This is a genomic window from Brevundimonas sp. (assembly GCF_046295595.1).
Lineage (GTDB): Bacteria > Pseudomonadota > Alphaproteobacteria > Caulobacterales > Caulobacteraceae > Brevundimonas.
Window position 1 is genome coordinate 67,980 of the sequence record NZ_JBKBMX010000004.1, and the last position, 19,901, is coordinate 87,880.

Annotated in this window: 18 protein-coding genes and 1 tRNA gene; 12 read left to right on the top strand and 7 right to left on the bottom strand. The window is 69.5% G+C overall.

Going from position 1 to position 19,901, the window contains the following annotated elements:
* Positions 1 to 61: 61 nt before the first annotated feature.
* Both ACK4JY_RS04030 and ACK4JY_RS04035 read right to left on the bottom strand, forming a co-directional pair.
* Complete coding sequence (locus ACK4JY_RS04030) at positions 62 to 367, bottom strand: SCP2 sterol-binding domain-containing protein (RefSeq protein WP_409603056.1); 306 nt, start codon at positions 365 to 367, stop codon at positions 62 to 64.
* A 630-nt stretch (positions 368 to 997) separates the two neighbouring features.
* Positions 998 to 1,768 (bottom strand): hypothetical protein, encoded by a 771-nt coding sequence (locus ACK4JY_RS04035; protein ID WP_409603058.1) that lies wholly within the window; start codon positions 1,766 to 1,768, stop codon positions 998 to 1,000.
* A gap of 191 nt (positions 1,769 to 1,959) precedes the next feature.
* Here ACK4JY_RS04035 and ACK4JY_RS04040 point away from each other — a divergent pair, with 191 nt between their 5' ends.
* Complete coding sequence (locus ACK4JY_RS04040; RefSeq protein WP_409603060.1) at positions 1,960 to 3,186, top strand: hypothetical protein; 1,227 nt, start codon at positions 1,960 to 1,962, stop codon at positions 3,184 to 3,186.
* A 12-nt stretch (positions 3,187 to 3,198) separates the two neighbouring features.
* Here the strand turns inward: ACK4JY_RS04040 and ACK4JY_RS04045 are convergent.
* Positions 3,199 to 3,290: transfer RNA gene (locus ACK4JY_RS04045), tRNA-Ser, on the bottom strand.
* 121 nt (positions 3,291 to 3,411) lie between these two features.
* On the opposite strand from ACK4JY_RS04045, the gene ACK4JY_RS04050 reads away from it, so the two are divergent.
* From ACK4JY_RS04050 to ACK4JY_RS04070, 5 genes are all read left to right on the top strand, one after another.
* A complete protein-coding gene (locus ACK4JY_RS04050; protein ID WP_409603062.1) occupies positions 3,412 to 4,992 on the top strand; it encodes an exopolysaccharide biosynthesis polyprenyl glycosylphosphotransferase in 1,581 nt (526 codons plus the stop codon).
* Between the two features lie 4 nt (positions 4,993 to 4,996).
* Entirely contained in the window at positions 4,997 to 6,448 is a 1,452-nt protein-coding gene (locus tag ACK4JY_RS04055) for a polysaccharide biosynthesis C-terminal domain-containing protein (protein ID WP_409603063.1), read from the top strand.
* On the top strand, positions 6,445 to 7,386 hold the full coding sequence (locus tag ACK4JY_RS04060; RefSeq protein ID WP_409603065.1) for a glycosyltransferase family 2 protein: 942 nt from the start codon (positions 6,445 to 6,447) through the stop codon (positions 7,384 to 7,386). Before ACK4JY_RS04055 ends, ACK4JY_RS04060 begins: the two co-directional genes overlap by 4 nt.
* A complete protein-coding gene (locus ACK4JY_RS04065) occupies positions 7,386 to 8,330 on the top strand; it encodes a glycosyltransferase family 2 protein (protein WP_409603067.1) in 945 nt (314 codons plus the stop codon). Before ACK4JY_RS04060 ends, ACK4JY_RS04065 begins: the two co-directional genes overlap by 1 nt.
* Positions 8,331 to 8,509: 179 nt before the next feature.
* A complete protein-coding gene (locus ACK4JY_RS04070; RefSeq protein WP_409603069.1) occupies positions 8,510 to 9,184 on the top strand; it encodes an imm11 family protein in 675 nt (224 codons plus the stop codon).
* A 109-nt stretch (positions 9,185 to 9,293) separates the two neighbouring features.
* Here ACK4JY_RS04070 and ACK4JY_RS04075 read toward each other — a convergent pair whose 3' ends face one another.
* Positions 9,294 to 9,995 carry a hfsB gene (locus tag ACK4JY_RS04075; protein ID WP_409603071.1) on the bottom strand — a complete coding sequence of 234 codons (702 nt, stop codon included), beginning with the start codon at positions 9,993 to 9,995 and terminating at the stop codon, positions 9,294 to 9,296.
* A 55-nt stretch (positions 9,996 to 10,050) separates the two neighbouring features.
* A complete protein-coding gene (locus ACK4JY_RS04080) occupies positions 10,051 to 11,493 on the bottom strand; it encodes a GumC family protein (protein WP_409603073.1) in 1,443 nt (480 codons plus the stop codon).
* Positions 11,494 to 11,614: 121 nt separating this feature from the next.
* Between ACK4JY_RS04080 and ACK4JY_RS04085 the strand changes: the two genes are divergently transcribed.
* The gene (locus tag ACK4JY_RS04085) at positions 11,615 to 12,361 is read left to right on the top strand and encodes a polysaccharide biosynthesis/export family protein (RefSeq protein WP_409603074.1); all 747 of its coding nucleotides are present in this window, start codon (positions 11,615 to 11,617) and stop codon (positions 12,359 to 12,361) included.
* A gap of 146 nt (positions 12,362 to 12,507) precedes the next feature.
* Positions 12,508 to 12,891, top strand: a complete 384-nt coding sequence (locus ACK4JY_RS04090; RefSeq protein ID WP_409603076.1) for a four helix bundle protein — start codon at positions 12,508 to 12,510, stop codon at positions 12,889 to 12,891.
* A gap of 97 nt (positions 12,892 to 12,988) precedes the next feature.
* Here ACK4JY_RS04090 and ACK4JY_RS04095 read toward each other — a convergent pair whose 3' ends face one another.
* Together ACK4JY_RS04095 and ACK4JY_RS04100 are read right to left on the bottom strand one after the other, a co-directional pair.
* A complete protein-coding gene (locus ACK4JY_RS04095) occupies positions 12,989 to 13,291 on the bottom strand; it encodes a sel1 repeat family protein (RefSeq protein ID WP_409603078.1) in 303 nt (100 codons plus the stop codon).
* A 212-nt stretch (positions 13,292 to 13,503) separates the two neighbouring features.
* A complete protein-coding gene (locus ACK4JY_RS04100; protein ID WP_409603079.1) occupies positions 13,504 to 14,223 on the bottom strand; it encodes a glutathione S-transferase family protein in 720 nt (239 codons plus the stop codon).
* Between the two features lie 172 nt (positions 14,224 to 14,395).
* On the opposite strand from ACK4JY_RS04100, the gene ACK4JY_RS04105 reads away from it, so the two are divergent.
* The 4 genes from ACK4JY_RS04105 (at position 14,396) to ACK4JY_RS04120 (ending at position 19,898) form a co-directional block, all read left to right on the top strand.
* Positions 14,396 to 15,004: an RcnB family protein gene (locus ACK4JY_RS04105; RefSeq protein WP_409603081.1), complete on the top strand. Its 609-nt coding sequence runs from the start codon at positions 14,396 to 14,398 to the stop codon at positions 15,002 to 15,004.
* 157 nt (positions 15,005 to 15,161) lie between these two features.
* Positions 15,162 to 16,064, top strand: a complete 903-nt coding sequence (locus ACK4JY_RS04110) for an RcnB family protein (protein WP_409603083.1) — start codon at positions 15,162 to 15,164, stop codon at positions 16,062 to 16,064.
* 103 nt (positions 16,065 to 16,167) lie between these two features.
* Positions 16,168 to 18,390, top strand: a complete 2,223-nt coding sequence (locus tag ACK4JY_RS04115) for an RNA degradosome polyphosphate kinase (RefSeq protein ID WP_409603085.1) — start codon at positions 16,168 to 16,170, stop codon at positions 18,388 to 18,390.
* On the top strand, positions 18,390 to 19,898 hold the full coding sequence (locus ACK4JY_RS04120; RefSeq protein ID WP_409603087.1) for a Ppx/GppA family phosphatase: 1,509 nt from the start codon (positions 18,390 to 18,392) through the stop codon (positions 19,896 to 19,898). The genes ACK4JY_RS04115 and ACK4JY_RS04120 overlap by 1 nt, the downstream gene beginning before the upstream one ends.
* Positions 19,899 to 19,901 lie beyond the last annotated feature (3 nt).

Genomic DNA, 19,901 nt, shown 5'->3' on the forward strand with positions numbered 1-19,901 from the left:
CCCGTGGGGCCCCCCCCCCCCACGACCCTCCCCCGGAGGGGGAGGGAGATTTCGATTGTGCCTAGCGCTTCAGCAGCGGGGCCAGTTTCTGGGCGATCATCATGTCGCCGGCGATCTTCAGCTTGCCCTGCATGAAGGCCATCATCGGGTCGAGCTTGCCGTCCGAGAGGGCCATGAAGTCGTCCCACGCCATCGAGACGGTGGCGTCGGCGGGTTTGTCTTCGTTGGTCACCGTGTTGGGGACCGAGGCGCCGTCGATGTAGATCTTGCCCTGGTCGCCCAGGTCCAGCTTGACGGTCTTGCCGAGGCCGGAGTTGTCGCCCACGCGGCTGCGGATGTGTTCGGTGACTTGAGCCAGATCGGCCATGGTGCGTCTCCTGAAGAGGTTGAACCTCCGACCTAGACCCGGCCGGGCCGCGTGCCAAGATCACGCCGGGTCAAGTTCCCGTTGCGGCATGACTCCGGGCCGCTTGGGAAAGCGGTGCGGGAAGGCGTGCGGAGCGCCGGGCCTGCGCCCGGAGTTCGTTGGAGTTACCGTTTCGACGCAGACAGACGCTCCGCGTGGAGGCGGACGGAAGCTTGCGTCGGGTGGCGGTCTTATCGCCTTACCGCAGCGCCTCCGGCGGGCGGGCCGTGCTTGCGACACGGTCCCCGGACCGGGCGAGTATCCCCCTCGCCCCTGACATCGCATCCGGCCTTTTCCTCAGCCGGACAGACCCCGGGCGTTCGCCTGCCTTCAGATGGCAGGCCGGAACCGGGTCCCCGCTTCTCCACATCCCGCCGCCAAAGGACGCAAGGCCTCTGCGCCTCCCCGTGCGACGGAACGGACGCATTGTAAGGGAGCCCCGCCCTCGTACAGACAAAGCGGATCGAGAAAAGGTTATGTCGCTGATTGTGCCGGGGAATATTTTGATAACCCGACTATAATTTCGCGGATTGTAAGCACAGCGTCGCGCGGCGCCTGCAGGCGAGGCGCGCGCCGGCCTGGCCGCCCCGCCTAGCCGACCTCATCCGCCGGCCGGTAAGGCCGGGGGCCAGCCTCCACGGGCGGGTCGCGGACCAGAACCCCGCGGTCGCGCCAGGCCTCGTCACGCCACTCGGGCGGCTCGCGTTGCTCCTGATATCGGCGACGATCCTCCCGCCATCGCGGCGCCAAGGCCTCGTCCCGGTGCCGTTCGGCGGCGTAGCGATCCTGTTCGGCGCGCTCGTACTGACGGCGCTCCCAATCCTGGCGGCGGCGGGCGTCCAGCTCCATCGCTTCCAGCCGCGCGCGGCGGGCGGCGCGTTCGGCCTCGAAGTCGCGACGCGGCGCGTCGAAGCCGAACCAGCGCTGGACGACGCGCGCGGCGGAGTCCCGCTCGGGCCCGGGCCGGGAGTCATAGGTGCGGACCTCGGCCCGGTGACGTTCCGGCGGAGGGGGCGCCCAGCCGTCGTCGGCCTCGTCCCAGGGGCTCTCGTCCGACGACCAGCTGACATCCGTCAGAGCCGGGCGAGGCGGCGGCAGGCCCTGGAAGCCGTCGACCAGTTCGCCGACTTCCATGGTCGACCCGGCGATCAGCTCAGGCTCGACCGGCGGGACCACCTCGATCCTCATCCGGTCGCCGTCGGCGATCGGCCGCGGCCCAGGCAGTTCGACGGCGCGCAATCCCGCCAGGCCGACGGCGGCCACCGCGACGGCGGACAGGGCGACGACATGGCGGGGGCGGGTGCGACCGGCGAACCGCCGGATGGCTTGGGTGCAGCGGGACAGGGAGGATGGCAAGGTCATGGCAGGCGCCCGGATCAAGGTTCCCGGATGCAATCCCTCAACGGCTATCCGGTTCACGAACGCGGGTCGCCGGATGCCGATGCGGCCGGCGCCACCCTGCCTGAAGTTTATAACTTGGAAGCATTTGGACAGTTACCCGGAAGGGGGGAGCGGCGTCTGTTGCTCGCGGATCCCCGGCGTCGGATGCATAAATGACGGCAGTAGCGTGCTTACGGGTGTCCCTGGACGCCAACAGGACCGACATTCCGGTCGAGTCCCTGGGGCCGCTCGTCGCGAAATACACCAATGCCTTCCTCGAAGTGCGGTGGTGCTGGCCGCGGACCTTCGATCTGCTGACCCATTATTGCTACCGGCTGGCGGATCCGCGAACCGACGAGCTGGACACCTTCGAATTGGCGCGGCTGTCCGACGAACTGGAGCTGCGGCTGTTCGGGACCGCCGCGGCCGACGCCCTGACCCTGCTTCTGTTCGAAGGCAGCGAGGAGGCCATCCAGGAGTTCTCGGTCCTGTCGGACGAGGGAGTGACGGCGCTGATGACCGGCAGCCGCAGCCTGCCCGTCGGCGGGCGGCTGAGCCGGATCGCCGCCGACGGCAGTCTGAGCCGCATGCCGCCCGAGGCCGAAGCCGGCTGCCGCACACCCTTCACCGAGGACGTCCCGCCGCCGCTCGAGGCCCTCCAGGGCATCTATTTCCCGGCCCGGCAAATCTTCGTCGGCGACGTCGTGAGCTGTACGCCAGGCGATTCCGACTTGCATGTGAGCGTCGCCGACGGGCGCGAACACCAGCCCGCGGACGCGGTCGAGTTCGACAACGCCTGTCTGCTCTCGGCCTTGAGCCTGATCAACAAGGGCGGTCTCAAGGCGCCGCTCTACCTGCCCATATCCTTCTCGAAACTGATGCGACCCACCCTCCGCGGAGGCTATGCGGAACTGCTGCAGGTCCTGCCGCCCTCCGCCCGGGCCGGTCTGGCCGCCGCCGTCTACGACGTGCCGCGGGTGATGTCCTACCAGTCGCTGCGGACGATTCAGGGCGTGCTGGAGGACCACGTCGCGGCGATCGATCTGCAGACCGCCGATCCGTGTTTCGAGGTGCTGCACCTCAGCCCGCAGGCGGTCCGGAGCGTGACCTTCGTTCTTCCGGACGCCCGGCAGGAGATCCGCCTCGCCGCGCTCCGCCGCTTCGGGGTCCGGGCGGGAGAGTTCAGGGGCCGGCAGATCCGGACCGGCGCCACCAATATCCGCAGCCGCAAGGAGCTTCTGCTGGCGCGGGAGCTGGGGGTGCAGTTCCTGACCGGTCCGGCGGTGTGCCGACTGCGGGCGGAGCCCGTCGGCGGAACGGCCTGGGCCTTCGACGACCTTCCGGCCCGGGACGAGGACCATCAGGCCGAATCGTTAGCGGTGCTGGCAGCCCGGGCCTGAGCGCGGGAGATCTGGCGGAGACGGAGGGATTCGAACCCTCGGTACCCCTTACAGGGTACGACGATTTAGCAAACCGTTGCCTTCAGCCACTCGGCCACGTCTCCGGCAGGCGGCGTGGATAGCGGAGCGCGCGGGCGGGCGCAACGGCCTTTGGGCAGGCCACCGTTAACGCGCCAGTGAGAGGGGCCGTGCAAGGTGACGGCGACCCCGCCGAGCGAGCCCAGATTGACCCACGCCGCGAGCCGCCTTTCGTTCGATTCCGATCCGGCTCCGGCCGGGGACCTCGACGTGTCCGGGCTGCAGGCGCTCGCCGGTTCGGTCAGTCTCGACGCGACCGCCGCCGGAAAGCCGGGTGGCGCGGCGCGGCGCGGGCCCTTCCGGCCCGAGGTCTGGCTGAACGCGCGGCAGCGGCACGCCTCGCGGCTGGCGGCGCACTATTTCCGCGCCTTCGACGTGCTGGCCGTCGTGGCGGTGACGCTGCTGTGCGCCTGGGCCTCGACGCCCGGACCGTTACTGCACGCGGAGGTCTCGCGGCTGGCGCCCTTCGTCCTCGGGGCGTTGACGGTGCTGGGCCTGATGCGGTCGTTGGGCCGCTATCGCTTCGCGCGGGGGCAAAGGGCCAGCCTGCATCTCGCCTCGGTGGCGGGGATCGTCGTGGTCGGCGCGGCGGCGGCGATGCTGTCGGGCTGGGCGCTGCAGGGCGCCGGGGCGCAGTGGTCGGCCTGGCTGGTGTGGAGCGGGCTGGTGCTGATCAGCCTGTACGCCCTGCACATGGGCTGGAGCGACATGGTCGGGCGCTGGCGGGCGTCGGGCGCGCTGACGCCGAACATCGTGCTGGTCGGGGCGACCCGGCGGGCCGAGAGCCTGATCCGCGAGGCGCTGAAGCGCCGCGACCTCAATGTGCTGGGCATATTCGACGACCGGCTGGCCCGCTCGCCCGAGGCGATCGAGGGGGTGCCGGTGCTGGGCACCGCCGACGATCTGCTGACCCACAAGATGACGCCCTATGTCGACCGGGTGGTGCTGGCCATCGATCCGAAGGCCGAGGCGCGGGTGCGCGAACTGACGGCGCGTCTGAGAGCCCTGCCCAATGAGGTGACGCTGCTGGTCGAACCGAATGGCGAGGCCGAGACGCGGTCGGCGCTGGACCGGCTGGCCGCGGCGCCGCTGGCCGATGTCCAGGGCCCGGTCGATCACGACCGCCGGGCCTTCAACAAGCGGCTGCAGGATCTGGTCATCGGCCTGATCGCGCTGGTGCTGCTGGCTCCGGCGATGGCGGTGATCGCCCTCGTCATCCGGCTGGACAGCCCGGGGCCGATCTTCTTCCGCCAGCGCCGCCACGGCTTCAACCACGAGGAGATCGTGGTGTGGAAATTCCGCTCGATGAAGCAGGAGGCGGCCGACGCGACGGCCAGCCGGCAGGTGACGCACGACGACGACCGGGTCACCCGCGTCGGCCGGTTCATCCGGAAAACCAGCCTCGACGAACTGCCGCAGCTGCTGAACGTGATCACCGGCGAGATGTCGTTGGTCGGTCCCCGGCCCCACGCCATCGGCATGAAGACCGGCCATGTCGAGAGCGCGCGGCTGGTGGCGGAATACGCCCATCGCCACCGCATCAAGCCGGGCATGACCGGCTGGGCCGCCGTCAACGGCTCGCGCGGGCCGCTGCACACGGCGCAGGACGTGCGGGCGCGGGTGCGGCTGGACATCGAATATGTCGAGCGCCAGTCGCTGTGGCTGGACCTGTGCATCATGGCCGTCACCGTGCCGGTGCTGCTCGGCGACCGGGCGTCGGTGCGCTAGGCCGATGTTCTGGCGCGGCGTCTGGGGCTATCTGCCCGCCAACATCGTTCAGGGGGTGGTCGGCTTCCTCGCCATCGTGCTGTTCACCCGGCTGCTGAGCCCCGAGGATTTCGGCCGCTACGCCCTCGCCTTCTCGGTCATGACGCTGGCCCATGTGGCGGTGTTCAGCTGGCTGGAGGCGGCCATGGCGCGGTTCTGGGCGGCGCAGGCGCCCGGGGCGGCGACGCAGGGGCATTTCGCCAGCCTGTACCGCACCGCCTTCGTGCTGAGCGCCGGATTCCTCGGCCTTACGGCCCTGTCGATGTGGCTCTGGCCCGGCGACCCGCTGTTCCGCATCGCCTTGGCGGCGGGCCTCGCAGGGGTGCCGGCGCGCAGCCTGGTCAAGCTGGCGCAGGAACGGTATCGCGCCGCCGGCGAGGTCGGCAAGGCGGCGGGGCTGGACATCGCGGTGACCATCGGCGGCCTCGCCATCGGCGTCGGCTTCGCCCTCGCCGGATGGGGCGGCGCGGCGCCGCTGCTGGGCATCGGCCTGGCCCCGCTGGCCGCCCTGCCCTTCGTTCTGCCGGGCGAGCTGAGGCAGGCGCGCGGCGGCGGCTTAGAGCCGGCCCGGGTGCGCGGCTATGCCGTGTACGGCTATCCTATCGCGGCCTCGCTGGCGCTGACGGTGGTGCTGTCGTCGACCGACCGCTTCCTGCTGGCGGCCTTCCTCGACGAGGCGGCGGTGGGCGCCTATCACGCCGGCTATTCGATCGCCAACCGCACCCTGGACGTGCTGTTCCTGTGGCTGGGGTCGGCGGGCCAGCCGGCGCTGATCATGGCGCTGGAGCGCGGCGGACCGGACCAGTTGAAGACGGCGGCGCGGGAGCAGCTGTCGACCTTCCTGCTGATCGGCCTGCCGGCGGCGGCCGGGGTGGCGCTGACAGCCCGGCCGCTGGCCGAGGTGCTGATCGGCGAGGAGCTGCGCGTGGCGGCGGCCAGCGTGACGCCGTGGATTGCCCTGTCCGCCCTGCTGTACGGCCTGACCGCCTATTATTTCGGACAGGCCTTCACCCTCGGCAAGAAGACGAAACTGCTGCTGGTGGCCATGGCGATACCGGCGGGGATGAACGTCGTGCTGAACCTGATCCTGGTGCCGCGTCACGGCCTGATGGGGGCGGCGTGGGCGACGGCGGCGAGCTTCGCGCTGGGGCTGCTGGCGACGCAGGTGATCGGGCGGCGGGTGCTGCCGCTGCCGATCCCGTGGGACAGTCTGGTCCGCTGCGGCGTGGCCACCGGGGCGATGGCGCTGGTGGTGGCGCGGCTGCCGGCGATCGGCGGCTTTGCGGAGCTGATGCTGGACGCCGGGGTCGGCGGGATCGTCTATGCGGCGGTGGCCCTGACCCTGAACGCGGCGGGGGTGCGGGATGTGGCGTTGCGGCTGCTGACGCGGGCGCGGGAGCGGAGGGCGGCGGCATGACTACGGCGCGGGCGAAGATCGTCGACAACGCCGCCTGGAAGGGCGCCCGGCCGGCCCTGTCAGTGCTGACGCCGTTCCTGCGCGACGATCCGGAGGCGCTGCTGGCCCTGCTGGACGAGGAGGCGGCCTCGGTCGACGGGGCGGTCGAGGTGATCGTGCTGGACGACGGCACCGGCGACGCGGCGCTGACGGCGCGGCTGACCGAACGGATCAGGTCGATGGCCCTGCCCGCCCAGCTGATCACCCTGCCGGCCAACGAGGGCCGGTCGATCGGGCGCAACCGGCTGGCGGCGGCGGCGCGGGGGGGCAGCCTGCTGTTCCTCGACAGCGACATGCGGCCGGATCATCGGCGTTTTCTGCGCGACTGGGCCGATCTGGTGGCGCGCGAGGACCCGGCCGTGGCCTTCGGCGGCTTTTCGCTGCTGCAGGCGCCGACCGACGCACGGTTCGCCGTGCACCGGGCGATGGCGGCGAAGTCGGAGTGCGTGCCGTATATGGAGCGGGCGAAACAGCCCGAGAAATACGTCTACACCTCCAACCTGCTGGTGCGCCGCGACGTGTTCGAGGCCGAGGCCTTCGATCCCGGCTTCACCGGCTGGGGCTGGGAGGACGTCGAGTGGGCCATGCGGGTGTCGCGGCGGTTCCGGGTCGTGCACCTCGACAACGCCGCGACGCACATGGGGCTGGATACGGTGGCGGCCCTGGCGCGCAAATACGAACAGTCGGCGCCGAATTTCGCCCGCATGGTCGACCGCCATCCGGAGATTGTCGCGGTCTATCCGAGCTACAGGGCGGCGCAGCTGCTGAAGCGGCTGCCGGGCCTGCCGTGGCTGCGCGGCCGGATGCGTCAGGCGGCGGAGGCGGACTGGCTTCCGGTGGCGACGCGGGCCTTCTCGCTGCGCCTGTATCGGGCGGCCCTGTATGCGGACGCGGTGTGATGGCGGATGTCGCGATCATCGTCCCGACCCTGCGCCGGCCGGAGAGTCTGGAGCGGGCCCTGCGCTCGCTGTTCGGTCAGGCCGGCGTCGCCGGGCGGGTGGCGGAGATCGTCGTCGTCGACAACGATCCGTCGGGGTCGGCCGGGGCCGGCGTCGAGGCCCTGCGCAAGCTGTCGCCCTGGCCGGTCGTCTATGTGCACGCCCCCCGCCCCGGCGTGGCCACGGCGCGCAACGCCGGGCTGGCGGCGACGGCGGCGCCGCTGATCGCCTTTCTCGACGACGACGAGGCCGCCTCGCCCGGCTGGCTGGCCGCCTTGCTGGAGGCGCACGCGGTCACGGGGGCCGATGCGGTGTTCGGGCCGATCACCGGCCGCGCGCCGGACGCGGAGCCGTGGCTCAAGCCGTGGCTGGAGCGGTTCTTCGGCCGCGAGGGGCCGGAGCGCACGGGACTGATCGAGACGCCGTTCGGCTGCGGCAACTCGCTGATGACGCGGGCCACCGCCCTGCCCGGCCCGGCGCCGTTCGACAGCGCCGCCGATCAGGCCGGCGGCGAGGACGACGCCCTGTTCGCGGCCCTGAAGGCGCGCGGCGGCCGCTTTGGCTGGGCCGCCGAGGCCCGGGTCGAGGAGTTCGCGCCGGCGCACCGGGCGACGCTGGGCTACGCCCTCGCCCGCGCCTTCGCCTATGGCCAGGGCCCGAGCCAGACGGCGGCGGCGGCGCGCGACTGGCCCGGCGTGTTGCGCTGGATGGTGATCGGGGCCGGACAGACCGTGGTGTGGGGGACGGCGGCGGCGGCGCTGACCCTGGCGGGGAGCCCGAGGCGGGCGGAGTTCTACGACCGGACGGCGCGGGGCGTCGGCAAGCTGTTGTGGATCAAGGGGTTCGAGCCGCATTTTTACGGAGCTCGGGAGCTGGCGCGGCTGGAGGCGGCGAAGGCCGGGTGATGTCTTCATAGGGGAGGTTAGGCGACCTACCGGCACCGGAGCCCCGAACCGCCGCAACCGGCAGGGAGCGGACATCCGTCAGTTGTGCCAAGATGGCAGTGGGAACACCTCGTAACCTTCCTCATTTCGGCCCATCGCGGCTTTGGGAAGGTAGAGACTCCGGAGAAGAGTGCGTTGCCATGACGCTGGAAGAAATGGTGGACCAGACCCCGCCGGGAGAGACCCGGACCTTTAACTCCGGGCAAACCGAGGGGGAGGAACGCGCTGGGTTTTATCACATCCGCTCGACGTATCTGCACGAGAACCAAAACCTAGTCTGGCTGAACCCCCCACCGCTGCAGGCGCGGCCCAGAAGGCAAACGATAAATCAGCCGAAGCGCGGGGTCGCGAGCGGCGCCCCTTATGATCTTGAGTTCACTGGCGACGTTTCGAGACTCGCCGATTTCTACAATCCCGGCACAGTGTGCTTCGTATCGGATCGGCTTCTCGCCATTCTGAAGGCGTTTGACCCTGACGGAGTCGATGCCGTCGCGGCGCCATTGAAGGCCGGTGGCCGTATAGTCGGATTCAACGCCTTCATGCCCGCCAGAACGCTCGTCGCCCCGGACGTCCAAGTCAGCGAAATCTCCATCGCCAAACGGGTGGAGTTCGGCGCGCCGGTGGCCAAGGTGATCCTGCCAACCACGTTCAGACTGAACCCAGACATCGACGACGGAGTCCACATCTTCGCGGACCTGGCGGAACCCAAAATATACTGGTCGCGGGCTTTGGTCGAAGCCTGCAAGGCAGGCGGGATAAGAGGCGTGTCCGCGCGAACTACCTACGCGCGGTCGCCTGATACTATCGAGATGTAGAGCTTGACGAGCGGGCCGGGCTCTTACCGCTCGCAATGGGTCGTGAGCACACATTTACCCAGGCTTGTAAGTCGAGCCATCGCTTCGGCGATCTCGATGAGCCCCCGCCCTACCCCGTCAGCCGCTTCAGAAACGCCGGGGGCTGATACGTCGAGCGGTTGACCACGACGCCGGCGATCTTACCGCCGGCGGCCTCGATTTCGTCGCGCAGGATCAGCGGATCGCCGGCCGAGGCGCCGCCGGCGGCGACGACCAGCACGGTGGAATCGACGAAGGGCGCGAGGGTGATGGCCATGGAATTGCGGTCGGCGGCGGGGCTGTCGATCACCACCGTGTCGGCGTGTTGGCGCAGGGCGTCCCAGTAGCGCGGGTCGGCGAGGGCCTCGGCCCGCTGGCCCGAGCGCAGGTGTTCGGCGGCGAAGCGCGTCACCCACAGCCGTCCGCCGAGGCAGGGCCGCGCCGTCAGCAGCCGGGCCGGATGCACCGGCTTGCCGGCCCTGTCGGTGATGCGCGGGGTCACGGCGAAGAAGATCGAGCCGTCGGGGGTGGCCATGGCGGCCTTGCCGAGGGCGCCGAACCGGTCCGGCTCGCCCCCCACCGCCTCCAGCTGACCCTGCTGCGCCAGATCGGCGTCGATCAGCCAGACGGGACGGCGGGCGCGGACGGCGGCGAGGCGGGCGTATTCTCGGGCCACGGTCGAGACGCCCTCGCCGGAATTGGCCGAGGCGAACTGGATCACGCGTCCACGGTGTCCGGGCGCCGGCCCCAGCGCCGCCCAGAGGGCGGCCATTTCGGTTGTCAGGTCGACCATCGAATCGCTACGCGCCCGGCTACAGGCCCCTACGCTACCATGACGGGGACGCGCTTCATCGCGCCTTCATCGGCGCGACGGCGAGGACCGGCATTTCCAGCGTCCGTCCGGTCGAGGCCGGGGTGGTGTAGCCGCGGCGGGTGAACACCCGCAGCAGGCCGACGCACAGGGCGGTGAAGCCGGCGAACAGGAAGACCGCGCCGAGCAGCGGCGCCTTGAGGCTGGAGCCGCGCGTCGGGGCCTCGGCCCGCTCGATCACCGTGACATTGTCGGCGCCGGCGGCGACCAGGGCGCTGTCGGCGCGGGCCTGGACCTCGCGCTGCTGGAACTCGCGGATGTTGGCGGTCAGGACCTCGCGGTTGCCGGCGAGGTTGGCGTTGGTCGATTCCAGCCGGGTCAGGTCGGCCAGGCGCGAGCGGAGCTGGGACAGCTGGCCCTCGGCCACGGCCAGCCGCGCGGCGAGGCCGTCGCGATCGGCGGCGGCGGTGATGCGGGCCGTCTCGATGGCGGTGAAGATGGTGCTGGGTCCGGTGCGGACCTCCTTGGCCCCGACGGTGGAGCCGGTGGCGACATAGGCCTGGAGATCGGAGATCTGCTGCTCGATGTCGCGCACCGGCTGGGCGTCGGGCGTGTAGCGCGACAGCAGGGCCTCGCGCTGGGTGCGCAGCTCCAGAATCTGGTTCTGGGCCGAGACGTTGAGGTCCTGTTGCAGCACCACCTCGGCCGGTTGCTGCGCCAGCTGGGCCTCGAAGGTGTTGAGACGCTGCGTCGCCTGGTTGAGCTGGGCGCGCAGCGACAGGGCCTCGGCCTGGGTGGTTTGATAACTGGCCGCGAGCGACGCCTTGGCGGTGGCGAAGTCGCCGATGTTGTTCGAGGTCATGAAGGCGTCATAGGCCGCGTCGGCCCGCGCCAGCTCGGTCTCGAAGGCCTCGCGCTGGGCGGCGATGGCCGGGGTGGTGCGGTCGCGGAACACGGCGCGGCGCTGGACCAGATACTGGTCGATGATGGCGTTCAGGATGGTCGCGGCGCGCGCCGGATCGTTGGCGGCGTAGGAGGCCGAGATGATGGCGCTGCCGGGCGTGACCCCGACGCCGAGGCCGCTGTCGAGCGCCTTGAGGGCGGCCGAGGCCTTTTCCGCCGGCGTGCCGGACGCGCCCGGGCCGAGGATGGCGTCGGCGCCGAGAACCTGGACGGTCTTCTGCTTGACCGCGAGGCTGCCGAGGATCTGGGCCTCGGACTGGGCCACGGCGTCGGCCTCGAGCGGCTGGCCCCGTTCGCTGGTCCCGACGCGGGGCTGATAGACATATTCCTGACCGACGCCGGCGTAGACGCTGGCGGTGGCGGTGTAGGATTTCTTCAGCGTCAGGACCGCCGCCGTGCCGATGGCGAAGATCAGCAGGAAGATAACGATCATCAGCAGCAGTTCGCGGAACAGCAGGCCGACGACGTCAAGGAAGCCGTAGCGCGGGCGAACTGTCGTGTAGGCCGTCGTACGCATGTGGGGGGACTGATTCCATCTACCGGGTCGGCGGAGACCAGCCTTGGGCCAGCGGCGTTAACCCATGGTTACCCATAAGCGACGACCTTGCCCTCAGACGCCTCCGGAGAATCATGCCGCCATGCCGATCGACCGCCGCCTGCTGCTTCTGGGCCTCGCCGGCGCCGTGGCGGGCTGCGCCGGAGGCGGGCGTGGCGCGCGTGTATCCGGGCCGGACGCCCTGGGCGGCGAGCGGGTGCGCGAGGTCGAGCGGTCATCCTTCCCCGAGATCGGTTTCGCCGACTGGACCGAGGCCGAGCCGGAGTATGTGCTGTACCCCGGGGACGAGATCGAGATCGCCACGCCGACGGCGACCGAACTGACCCGGACCCAGAGGATCGGCCCCGACGGGCGCATCTCCCTGCCGCTGGTCGGGCAGATCATGGCGGCGGACCGGACCATCGCCGAGGTCGAGGCCGATGCGGCGGCGGCCTTCGCCAGCCAGCTGCGCCGTCCGGTCGTCGAGATCACCCTGAAGACGGCGGGTCCGATCCGGGTCTGGGTCGGCGGCGAGGTGCGCACGCCGGGCATGATCGAGATGAACGGCGATCTGGACGCCTATCAGGCCGTCATCCAGGCCGGCGACTTCCTGCCAACCGCGCGGCAGCAGGAGGTGGCGCTGATCCGGCGCGGTCCGGGCGGGGTGCGGATGATGCGGGCGGTCGACCTGCGGCCGCGCCGCGGCGAGGTGGTGGCCCTGAGACGCGGCGACATCATCTTCGTGCCGCGCTCGACGCTGGGCGAGGTGGCGAATTTCGTCAGCCTGTTCCGCAACGCCCTGCCGATCGGGTTCAGCTATGCGATCGGCGGGCAGTATCAGAACTTCTGAGCGCCCGGCCGGCAGGCACCGTCGTCAGTGATTAGTGATTAGTGATTAGTGATTGCGCCGCCCAGGCTGGCGCGCGCCCTCAAGCCGCCGGCGGGACCTTCGGACCTCACCTTGCGTCCAGAACAAATACGGAACATCATTGCCTGATGTCCGACGGCGTCACTAACTATCGCGACCTTCAGGTCTGGCGGCGAGCGCTGGACTGGGCTGAGGCCATCTACCAGGCCACCGCCCATTGGCCGAAAGAGGAGCGCTTCGGTCTGATCAGCCAGATCAGGCGCGCCGCAGTGTCTGTCGCGTCCAATATAGCGGAAGGCGCGGCGCGGCGGAGCACCGGCGAGTTCATCCAGTTCGTCGGCATGGCTCGCGGCTCTCTGGCCGAAGCCGAAACACAGCTGCTTCTGGCCGAAAAGCTACGCTACCTGTCCGAGGTCGACGCGCGCAGGCTTCTGCTCGCGGCCGAAGAAATCAGCCGAATGCTGGTGTCGCTGTCGAGTTCGCTGGTCCGGCGCAAGAATAGGCGAAAGTGATTGGCTTCACGGGCAGCGGAAGGGCGGCGCTGTCGGCAACGTCGCACAGGCGGCGGCCAACCACTAACCACTAACCACTAACCACTAACCACCCACCTCACGCGGCCAGCCGGACCACGCCCGCGTCGATCCAGCGGCGGGCCGCCTTCTGGGCCTCGGCGATCTCGTCCTGCTCCATCTCCTGGCTCATCTCGCGGCGATAGACTCGCGCCTCGATCGAGCCCTTCATGGCCGCCAGGTTGAAGATCATATGGGCCGAGACGCGATCCATCGGGCATCCGCCCTGGCCGCTCGAATACATCATGCCCAGACGGAACAGGTCGTCCCCGCTCATGTCCGCGCTCGGCAGGGGCAGGCCCTGCTCTTCAGTGGTCGTAGGCGCTGTTTCTTGCGCGATCATCACCGTATCTCCCGAACCGGAGCCTTTCTGGCCCCGCCCTGAGACACGACTGAATACCCGTGGTTTGAAGTTAAAGTTAACAACGACGGGGTCGAACGGGCCTTTTCGGCGAAGTCGGTACAAATGTCATCCGCCGTAAACACCTCTGAAATCTGTTGGAAATCATCCGGTCATCATCCCTGACGAAGAGTGACCGGCGGACTTACGGAAGGTTACCGCGCGCGTTGCCCGAACAGGATCTTGCGCGCCTCCTCCGCAGCCTTCCCCGAAGCGGCGAGGCTGCGGAGGAGGTCGTCGCCAAGGGCCCGGCCCGCGATCACCGCCGGCCGCTCACCGACACGGGCCATCCAGGCCTTGAGGCGCGGAAAGTCCTCCAGCGTCTGACCCTGGAGTTTCGGCAGTATCCACGGCCAGATGGCCATGTCCGCGATCGAATAGTCGCCGGCGACGAAGTCCCGGTCGGCGAGGCGGCGGTCCAGCACGCCATAGAGCCGGTGCGTCTCGTCGGTATAGCGGCGCACGCCATAGGCGATCTGGCGCTGGTCCCGGATCATGGCCGGGGCGTACTGGCGGAAATGATGCGTCTGGCCGGCCATCGGTCCCAAGCCGCCGACCTGCCAGAACAGCCACTGGTCGACCTCGGCCTTGCCGCGGGGATCCTGCGGATAGAAGCGGCCGGACCTCACCGCGAGGTATTGCAGGATGGCCCCGGATTCGAAGATCGCCAGCGGCTGGCCGTCAGGGCCGTCGGGGTCGACGATGGCCGGCATGCGGCCATTGGGGCTGATCGCCAGGAACGGCGCGGCGAACTGTTCACCGGCGCCGATGTTCACCGGTTTCAGCTCATACGGCAGGCCCATCTCCTCGAGGGCGATGGAGACCTTCCAGCCGTTCGGGGTGGGCCAGTACCAGAGTTCGATCGGACGGGTCACGTGAGCACTCCTTCGGCGGGGCTTCGCAGGTGGGCGCCTGGCTCCGCGCCCGCAATGTCGCGGCCAACCTGACAGAGGCGTTCAGGCGCAGTTCATCGGCCTCAGGCGAGCGTGGGCGCATGATTAACGGGCCGGTAGCGTTTTTCCGTCCCGCCCAGTGATGGAGATGAACATGAACCGCTTGACCAGGGCCGCAGTCATCGGCGTCGCGTTGGCGACCACCGCGCCGCTCGCGGCCGAGGCCCAGAGCCGCGGCGACCGCCAGGAACGCCGGGACGACCGCCGCGAGTATCGTCACGACCGCCGTGAAGATCGCCGGGAATTCCGGCAGGAGCGACGGGGTGATCGCCGGGACTGGCGCCAGGGCGACTACGACAGCCGCCGCGACTACCGTCAGGACCGGCGCGGCGACCGGCGCGACTTCCGCGAGGAACGCCGTGAGGATCGGCGCGAATTCCGTCAGGATCGCCGCTGGGATCGCAGCAATCGCAACTGGTGGCGCGGCCGCGACGACTTCCGCGACTACCGCGGCGCCCGGAGCGGCTACTGGTACGCGCCGAGCTATGGCTATTACCGGGTCGAGCCGCGGTACTACGGCTACCGCTGGCAGCGGGGATCCTATCTGCCCCGGTCCTACCGGAGCTACTATGTGCGGGACCCTCATGTGTACGGACTGCGCCCGGCGCCCCATGGGTACCGCTATGTTCACGCAGGCAACGACATCGTGTTGATCGCCGTCGCCACAGGACTGATCGCCAGCGTGCTGAGCGGCGTATTCTAGACGACGAGGACGCCACAGGAATCGCCCCGCCCCATCTGGGCGGGGCGTTTTCATTTCCGCATTCGATCGAAGACGCGCCTTGTTCAGTCACGGTTCATCGAGCGAACGCGACCTTAGCGACAAGCCGCCGGACAGGGGCGTGCAGGAAGAAACGAGAATGAAACGCTCATTGATGGTCGCCGGCGCGATTGCGGCCTTCCTCGTCCCCTTGGCGACGCCGCTGGCCGTGCTCGCCCAGGACCCGCCAGACGAACGTAGCGAGGTGCGTCAGCGGGACCGCGCTCTCCGGGACCAGCGGCGTCCGGCCGAGCGTCCATCGAGTCCTCCCGCGGAGGCCCGCCCGTCAAACCAGGAACGACCGGCAAGGGCTCAGCGGCCGGATCGTCCGGACCGGCCCGAACGGCCGGGCCGACCTGAGACACCTGATCGGCCGACGCGGGATGCCGGTCAGGCGCGCCCCGACCGGCCGCAGGCCACGCCGGAGCGCCGGCAGGAGCGTCGTGACAATCGATCCGGCCGCCCGGGCAACCGCGAGGATCGACGCGACAACCGGCAGGAGCGGCGCGACGATCGGCAGGAGCGCCGCAACGATCGACCGAACCGCCCCGACCGTCCCGACAACCGCGACGATCGCCGCGAATATCGGCAGGAACGGCGGGAGGACCGGCAGGAACGCCGCCAGGACCGGCGCGATTATCGCGAGTTCCGCCAGCGCTTCAACGCCGACGTCTGGCGGCGCGACTGGAACCGGCGTCATGGTCACGACTGGTGGCGCAGCGACCGGCGCTTCCGCGGTTACAGCGGCGTCCGCATCGGCTTCTATTTCGCCCCCGGCCACGGCTACTACAGCGTGCCGCGCAGCCACTGGGGCCAGCGCTACCATGCCGGCCAGTATCTGCCGTCCATCTTCTGGCGGTACAGCCTCGACGACTGGCGGACCTATGGCCTCGGCTATCCGCCCGAAGGCGCCCGCTGGGTGCTGGTCGACAATCACATCTATCTGATCGACCGATACGACGGCTACATCATCGACGCCGTCTACGACGCCTGGCGCTGGTAAGCGCGCGGCGCCCGGATGAAGCGCCGGCCGGTCAGGCGATCGGCCGGCGTTTCCGTTTGACTGCGAGGTTGCAGCCGTCCCCGCGTCGCGTCAGAACCGGCGCATGACCGATACGGCGATCAGCGACACGACCACAGGGGAAGAGGTCCCCTCCTCCCGCGCGCCCCAGCTGGAGCTGTCGGAGGCCCTGATGGCCTCGCCGACCCGTTTCTTCAACCGCGAGATTTCGTGGCTGAAGTTTAACGGACGGGTGCTCGAGGAGGCGGCCAATCCGGCCCACCCGCTGCTGGAGCGGCTGCGCTTCCTGTCGATATCAGCCAACAATCTGGACGAATTCTTCATGACCCGCGTCGCCGGCCTCAAGGGTCAGGTGCGCGAGCGGGTCCGGGTGCTGTCGGCCGACGGACTGACCGCCGCCGAACAGCTGGAGAACGTCAGCGTCGCCGCCGGGCGGCTGATGGACGAGCAGCAGCGCCGCTGGCGCAGGCTGCGCAAAGAGCTGGCCGCCGCCGGCATCGAGGTGGTCGATCCTGACAAGATCAACAGAACCGAGCGCGAGCGGCTGGAGCCCGAGTTCCTGAACCAGCTGTTCGCCATCCTGACGCCGATGGCGATCGACCCGGCGCACCCCTTCCCCTTCCTGCCGAACCTCGGATTCTCGCTGGCGCTGAAGCTGCGGCGGCGCTCCGACAACCGGATGCTTTACGCCCTCGTGCCGGTGCCGACGCAGGTGAAGCGGTTCTGGCCGCTGGCCACCGACGGGCGATCCAAGCCGGGCCGCAAGCGCTATCTGGCGCTGGAAGGCCTGCTGATGCTCTTCATCGACCATCTGTTTCCCGGGTGCGATGTGCTGGAGCACGGCGTCTTCCGCCTGATCCGGGACTCGGACATCGAGATCGAGGAAGAGGCCGAAGACCTGGTCATGGAGTTCGAGGAAGCGCTGAAACAGCGTCGTCTCGGGTCGGTGGTCCGCATCAAGGTCGAGGCGTCGATGCCTGAAGACCTGCGGACCTTCATCACCAACGAGCTGGCCGCCGCGCCGCAGGACATCGTTCTGGTCGACGGCATGCTGGGTCTGGCCCAGGTCTCGGACATCATCCCGAGCGGGCACCCCGATCTGAAATTCCCCGGCTATGAGCCCCGCTATCCGGAGCGGGTGCGCGATCACGGCGGCGATATCTTCGCCGCGGTGCGCGAGAAGGACATGCTGATCCACCACCCGTTCGAGAGCTTCGACGTGGTGGTCCAGTTCCTGCGCCAGGCGGCCCGCGATCCCAACGTCATCGCCATCAAGCAGACGCTGTACCGGACCTCGCGGGACAGTCCGATCGTCGCCGCCCTGATCGAGGCGGCCGAGAACGGCAAGAACGTCACCGCCCTGGTCGAGCTGAAGGCCCGGTTCGACGAGGAGGCCAATCTGAAATGGGCCCGCGCCATGGAGCGGGCCGGGGTCCACGTCGTTTTCGGCTTCGTCGAGTACAAGACCCACTGCAAGCTGAGCGTCGTCGTGCGGCGCGAGGGCGAAGGGCTGAAGACCTACTGCCATGTCGGCACCGGCAACTACCATCCGGTGACGGCGCGGGTTTACACCGATCTGAGCCTGTTCACCTGCAATCCGGTGCTCGCGCGCGACGCCTCGCGGGTGTTCAACTACATCACCGGCTACGCCACCCCGGACGAACTGGAGGCGCTGGTCGTCTCGCCGCTGAACATGAAGTCGACGCTGATCGACCTGATCGGCGCCGAGATGGCCGCGGCGGCCAAGGGCAAGCCGGCCGCCATCTGGGCCAAGATGAACTCGTTGGTCGATCCGGAAGTCATCGACGCCCTGTATCGCGCCAGCCAGTGGGGCGTGCGGATCGAACTGGTCATCCGCGGCATCTGCTGCCTGCGACCCGGCGTCGTCGGCCTGTCTGAGAACATCCGGGTCAAATCCATCGTCGGCCGGTTCCTCGAGCACAGCCGCATCGTCGCCTTCGCCAACGGCCGCGACCTGCCGCACGACAAGGCCAAGCTGTTCATCTCCTCCGCCGACTGGATGTCGCGCAACCTCAATCGCCGCGTGGAGCTGATGACCCCTGTCCTGAATGCGACGGTCCATGACCAGGTGCTGGACCAGATCATGGTCGCCAACCTCAAGGACGACGCCCAGAGCTGGGTGCTTGACGCCGATGGCGACTACCGCCGGGTGACGCCGGCCGACCCCGAGCGGCCGTTCTCGGCGCACAAATACTTCATGACCAATCCCAGCCTGTCGGGCCGCGGTCGCAAGGTGAAGACCCTGCCGGGTCAGCTCAGCTACGAGCCTTCACGGAAGAAGCGCTGATGGCCGAGGCCCTGGCCGCGGCGTTCGGCGCGCCGCGCGAGTTCGCCGCCATCGACATCGGCTCCAACTCGGTTCGTCTGGTGCTGTACCGGCTGGAAGGCCGCGCCATCTGGACGGTGTTCAACGAGAAGGTGCTGGCCGGTCTCGGCCGCGATCTCGGCACAACAGGACGCCTGTCCGAGGAAGGCGCGGCCCTGGCGATGACGGCGCTGAAGCGGTTCGCGGCGGTGATCGACGGGGTCCGCCCGGCCCGAACCTTCGTCGCCGCCACGGCGGCGGTGCGAGAAGCGGCCGACGGACAGACCTTCTGCGAGCGGGTGGCGGCGGAGACCGGCCTGGTCATTCGCGTGCTGTCGGGCGAGGAAGAGGCGCGCTACGCCGCCCTCGGCGTGATCGCGGGGATGCCCACGGCGCGGGGCGTCGTCGGCGACCTCGGCGGAGCCAGCCTGGAGTTGATGCGGATCGGCGATGACGGCCTCGGGCGCGGCGTCACCCTGCCGCTGGGTCCGTTTTCGCTCTCCAACGAGGGCCCGTTCGACGCCGTCAAATTGCGGGAAACCATAGCCCGCCGACTCAAGGCCGCTGACGATTTCAGGACGGACACCCTCTATGCCGTCGGCGGGGCCTGGCGGACGCTGGCGCAGGTCCATATGGGCCACACCCGCTATCCGCTGCATATCGTGCACCAGTATGTGATGGAGGCCGGCGAGGCCCGCGACATCGCGCGGCTGGTCGCCCGGTCGTCTCGCGCCTCGCTGGAAAGCTGGAAGGGGCTGTCGAAAAAGCGGGCCGAAACCCTGCCCCAGGCGGCGCTGGTGCTGGAAGGGCTGATCGACCGCCTCGGACTCGAGCGGATCGTCCTGTCGGCCTGGGGCGTCCGGGAAGGCCTGCTGTATGAGGCCCTCGACGAGGAGGCCGTGGGCGCCGACCCCCTGCTGGCCGGCTGCACCGCCTTGGGCGCGCGGCAGGGCATTTCGCCGGGGCTGCCCGGCGCGCTGTTCGGCTGGATCCAGCCGATTATCGCCGCCCTGCCCGAGGCCTTCGGCCCCGAGCGCGACCTGACGCTGGCGGACGCCGTCTGCCGGCTGGCCGATCTGGGCGCGCGGCTGCATCCGGACCACCGGGTCGAACTGGCCTTCGACCAGGTGTTGCGCGCGCCGATCGCGGGTCAGACCCATGCCGAGCGGGCCTGGCTGGCGACGGCGGTCAACGCCCGCTATGGCGGCGCAACGGGAACGCCCGAGCCGGATACGGTCGAGCGGCTGTTGACGGAAGACCAGCGCACCGGCGCCCGCGCCCTCGGTCTCGCCATCCGGCTGGCCTGCGACCTGTCCGGGCGGGCGCCGCAGTTGCTGGTCAACGCCCATGTGGCGGTCGCCGATGGCGCGCTGGTGCTCAGCGCCTCCGACGGTTACGCCGACGTCTTGCTGGGCGAGCAGACCCGGCGACGCGGCAAGGCCCTTGCCGAGGCGATGGGGCTGAAGCTGGACATCCGCAACGGCGGCTGAACC

Coding starts and splice junctions, on each gene's coding strand:
- ACK4JY_RS04030 (WP_409603056.1), bottom strand. CDS start 367: ATGGCCGATCTGGCTCAAGTCACCGAACACATCCGCAGCCGCGTGGGC.
- ACK4JY_RS04035 (WP_409603058.1), bottom strand. CDS start 1,768: ATGACCTTGCCATCCTCCCTGTCCCGCTGCACCCAAGCCATCCGGCGG.
- ACK4JY_RS04040 (WP_409603060.1), top strand. CDS start 1,960: ATGACGGCAGTAGCGTGCTTACGGGTGTCCCTGGACGCCAACAGGACC.
- ACK4JY_RS04055 (WP_409603063.1), top strand. CDS start 4,997: ATGTTCTGGCGCGGCGTCTGGGGCTATCTGCCCGCCAACATCGTTCAG.
- ACK4JY_RS04060 (WP_409603065.1), top strand. CDS start 6,445: ATGACTACGGCGCGGGCGAAGATCGTCGACAACGCCGCCTGGAAGGGC.
- ACK4JY_RS04065 (WP_409603067.1), top strand. CDS start 7,386: ATGGCGGATGTCGCGATCATCGTCCCGACCCTGCGCCGGCCGGAGAGT.
- ACK4JY_RS04070 (WP_409603069.1), top strand. CDS start 8,510: ATGACGCTGGAAGAAATGGTGGACCAGACCCCGCCGGGAGAGACCCGG.
- ACK4JY_RS04075 (WP_409603071.1), bottom strand. CDS start 9,995: ATGGTCGACCTGACAACCGAAATGGCCGCCCTCTGGGCGGCGCTGGGG.
- ACK4JY_RS04080 (WP_409603073.1), bottom strand. CDS start 11,493: ATGCGTACGACGGCCTACACGACAGTTCGCCCGCGCTACGGCTTCCTT.
- ACK4JY_RS04085 (WP_409603074.1), top strand. CDS start 11,615: ATGCCGATCGACCGCCGCCTGCTGCTTCTGGGCCTCGCCGGCGCCGTG.
- ACK4JY_RS04090 (WP_409603076.1), top strand. CDS start 12,508: ATGTCCGACGGCGTCACTAACTATCGCGACCTTCAGGTCTGGCGGCGA.
- ACK4JY_RS04095 (WP_409603078.1), bottom strand. CDS start 13,291: ATGATCGCGCAAGAAACAGCGCCTACGACCACTGAAGAGCAGGGCCTG.
- ACK4JY_RS04105 (WP_409603081.1), top strand. CDS start 14,396: ATGAACCGCTTGACCAGGGCCGCAGTCATCGGCGTCGCGTTGGCGACC.
- ACK4JY_RS04110 (WP_409603083.1), top strand. CDS start 15,162: ATGAAACGCTCATTGATGGTCGCCGGCGCGATTGCGGCCTTCCTCGTC.
- ACK4JY_RS04115 (WP_409603085.1), top strand. CDS start 16,168: ATGACCGATACGGCGATCAGCGACACGACCACAGGGGAAGAGGTCCCC.
- ACK4JY_RS04120 (WP_409603087.1), top strand. CDS start 18,390: ATGGCCGAGGCCCTGGCCGCGGCGTTCGGCGCGCCGCGCGAGTTCGCC.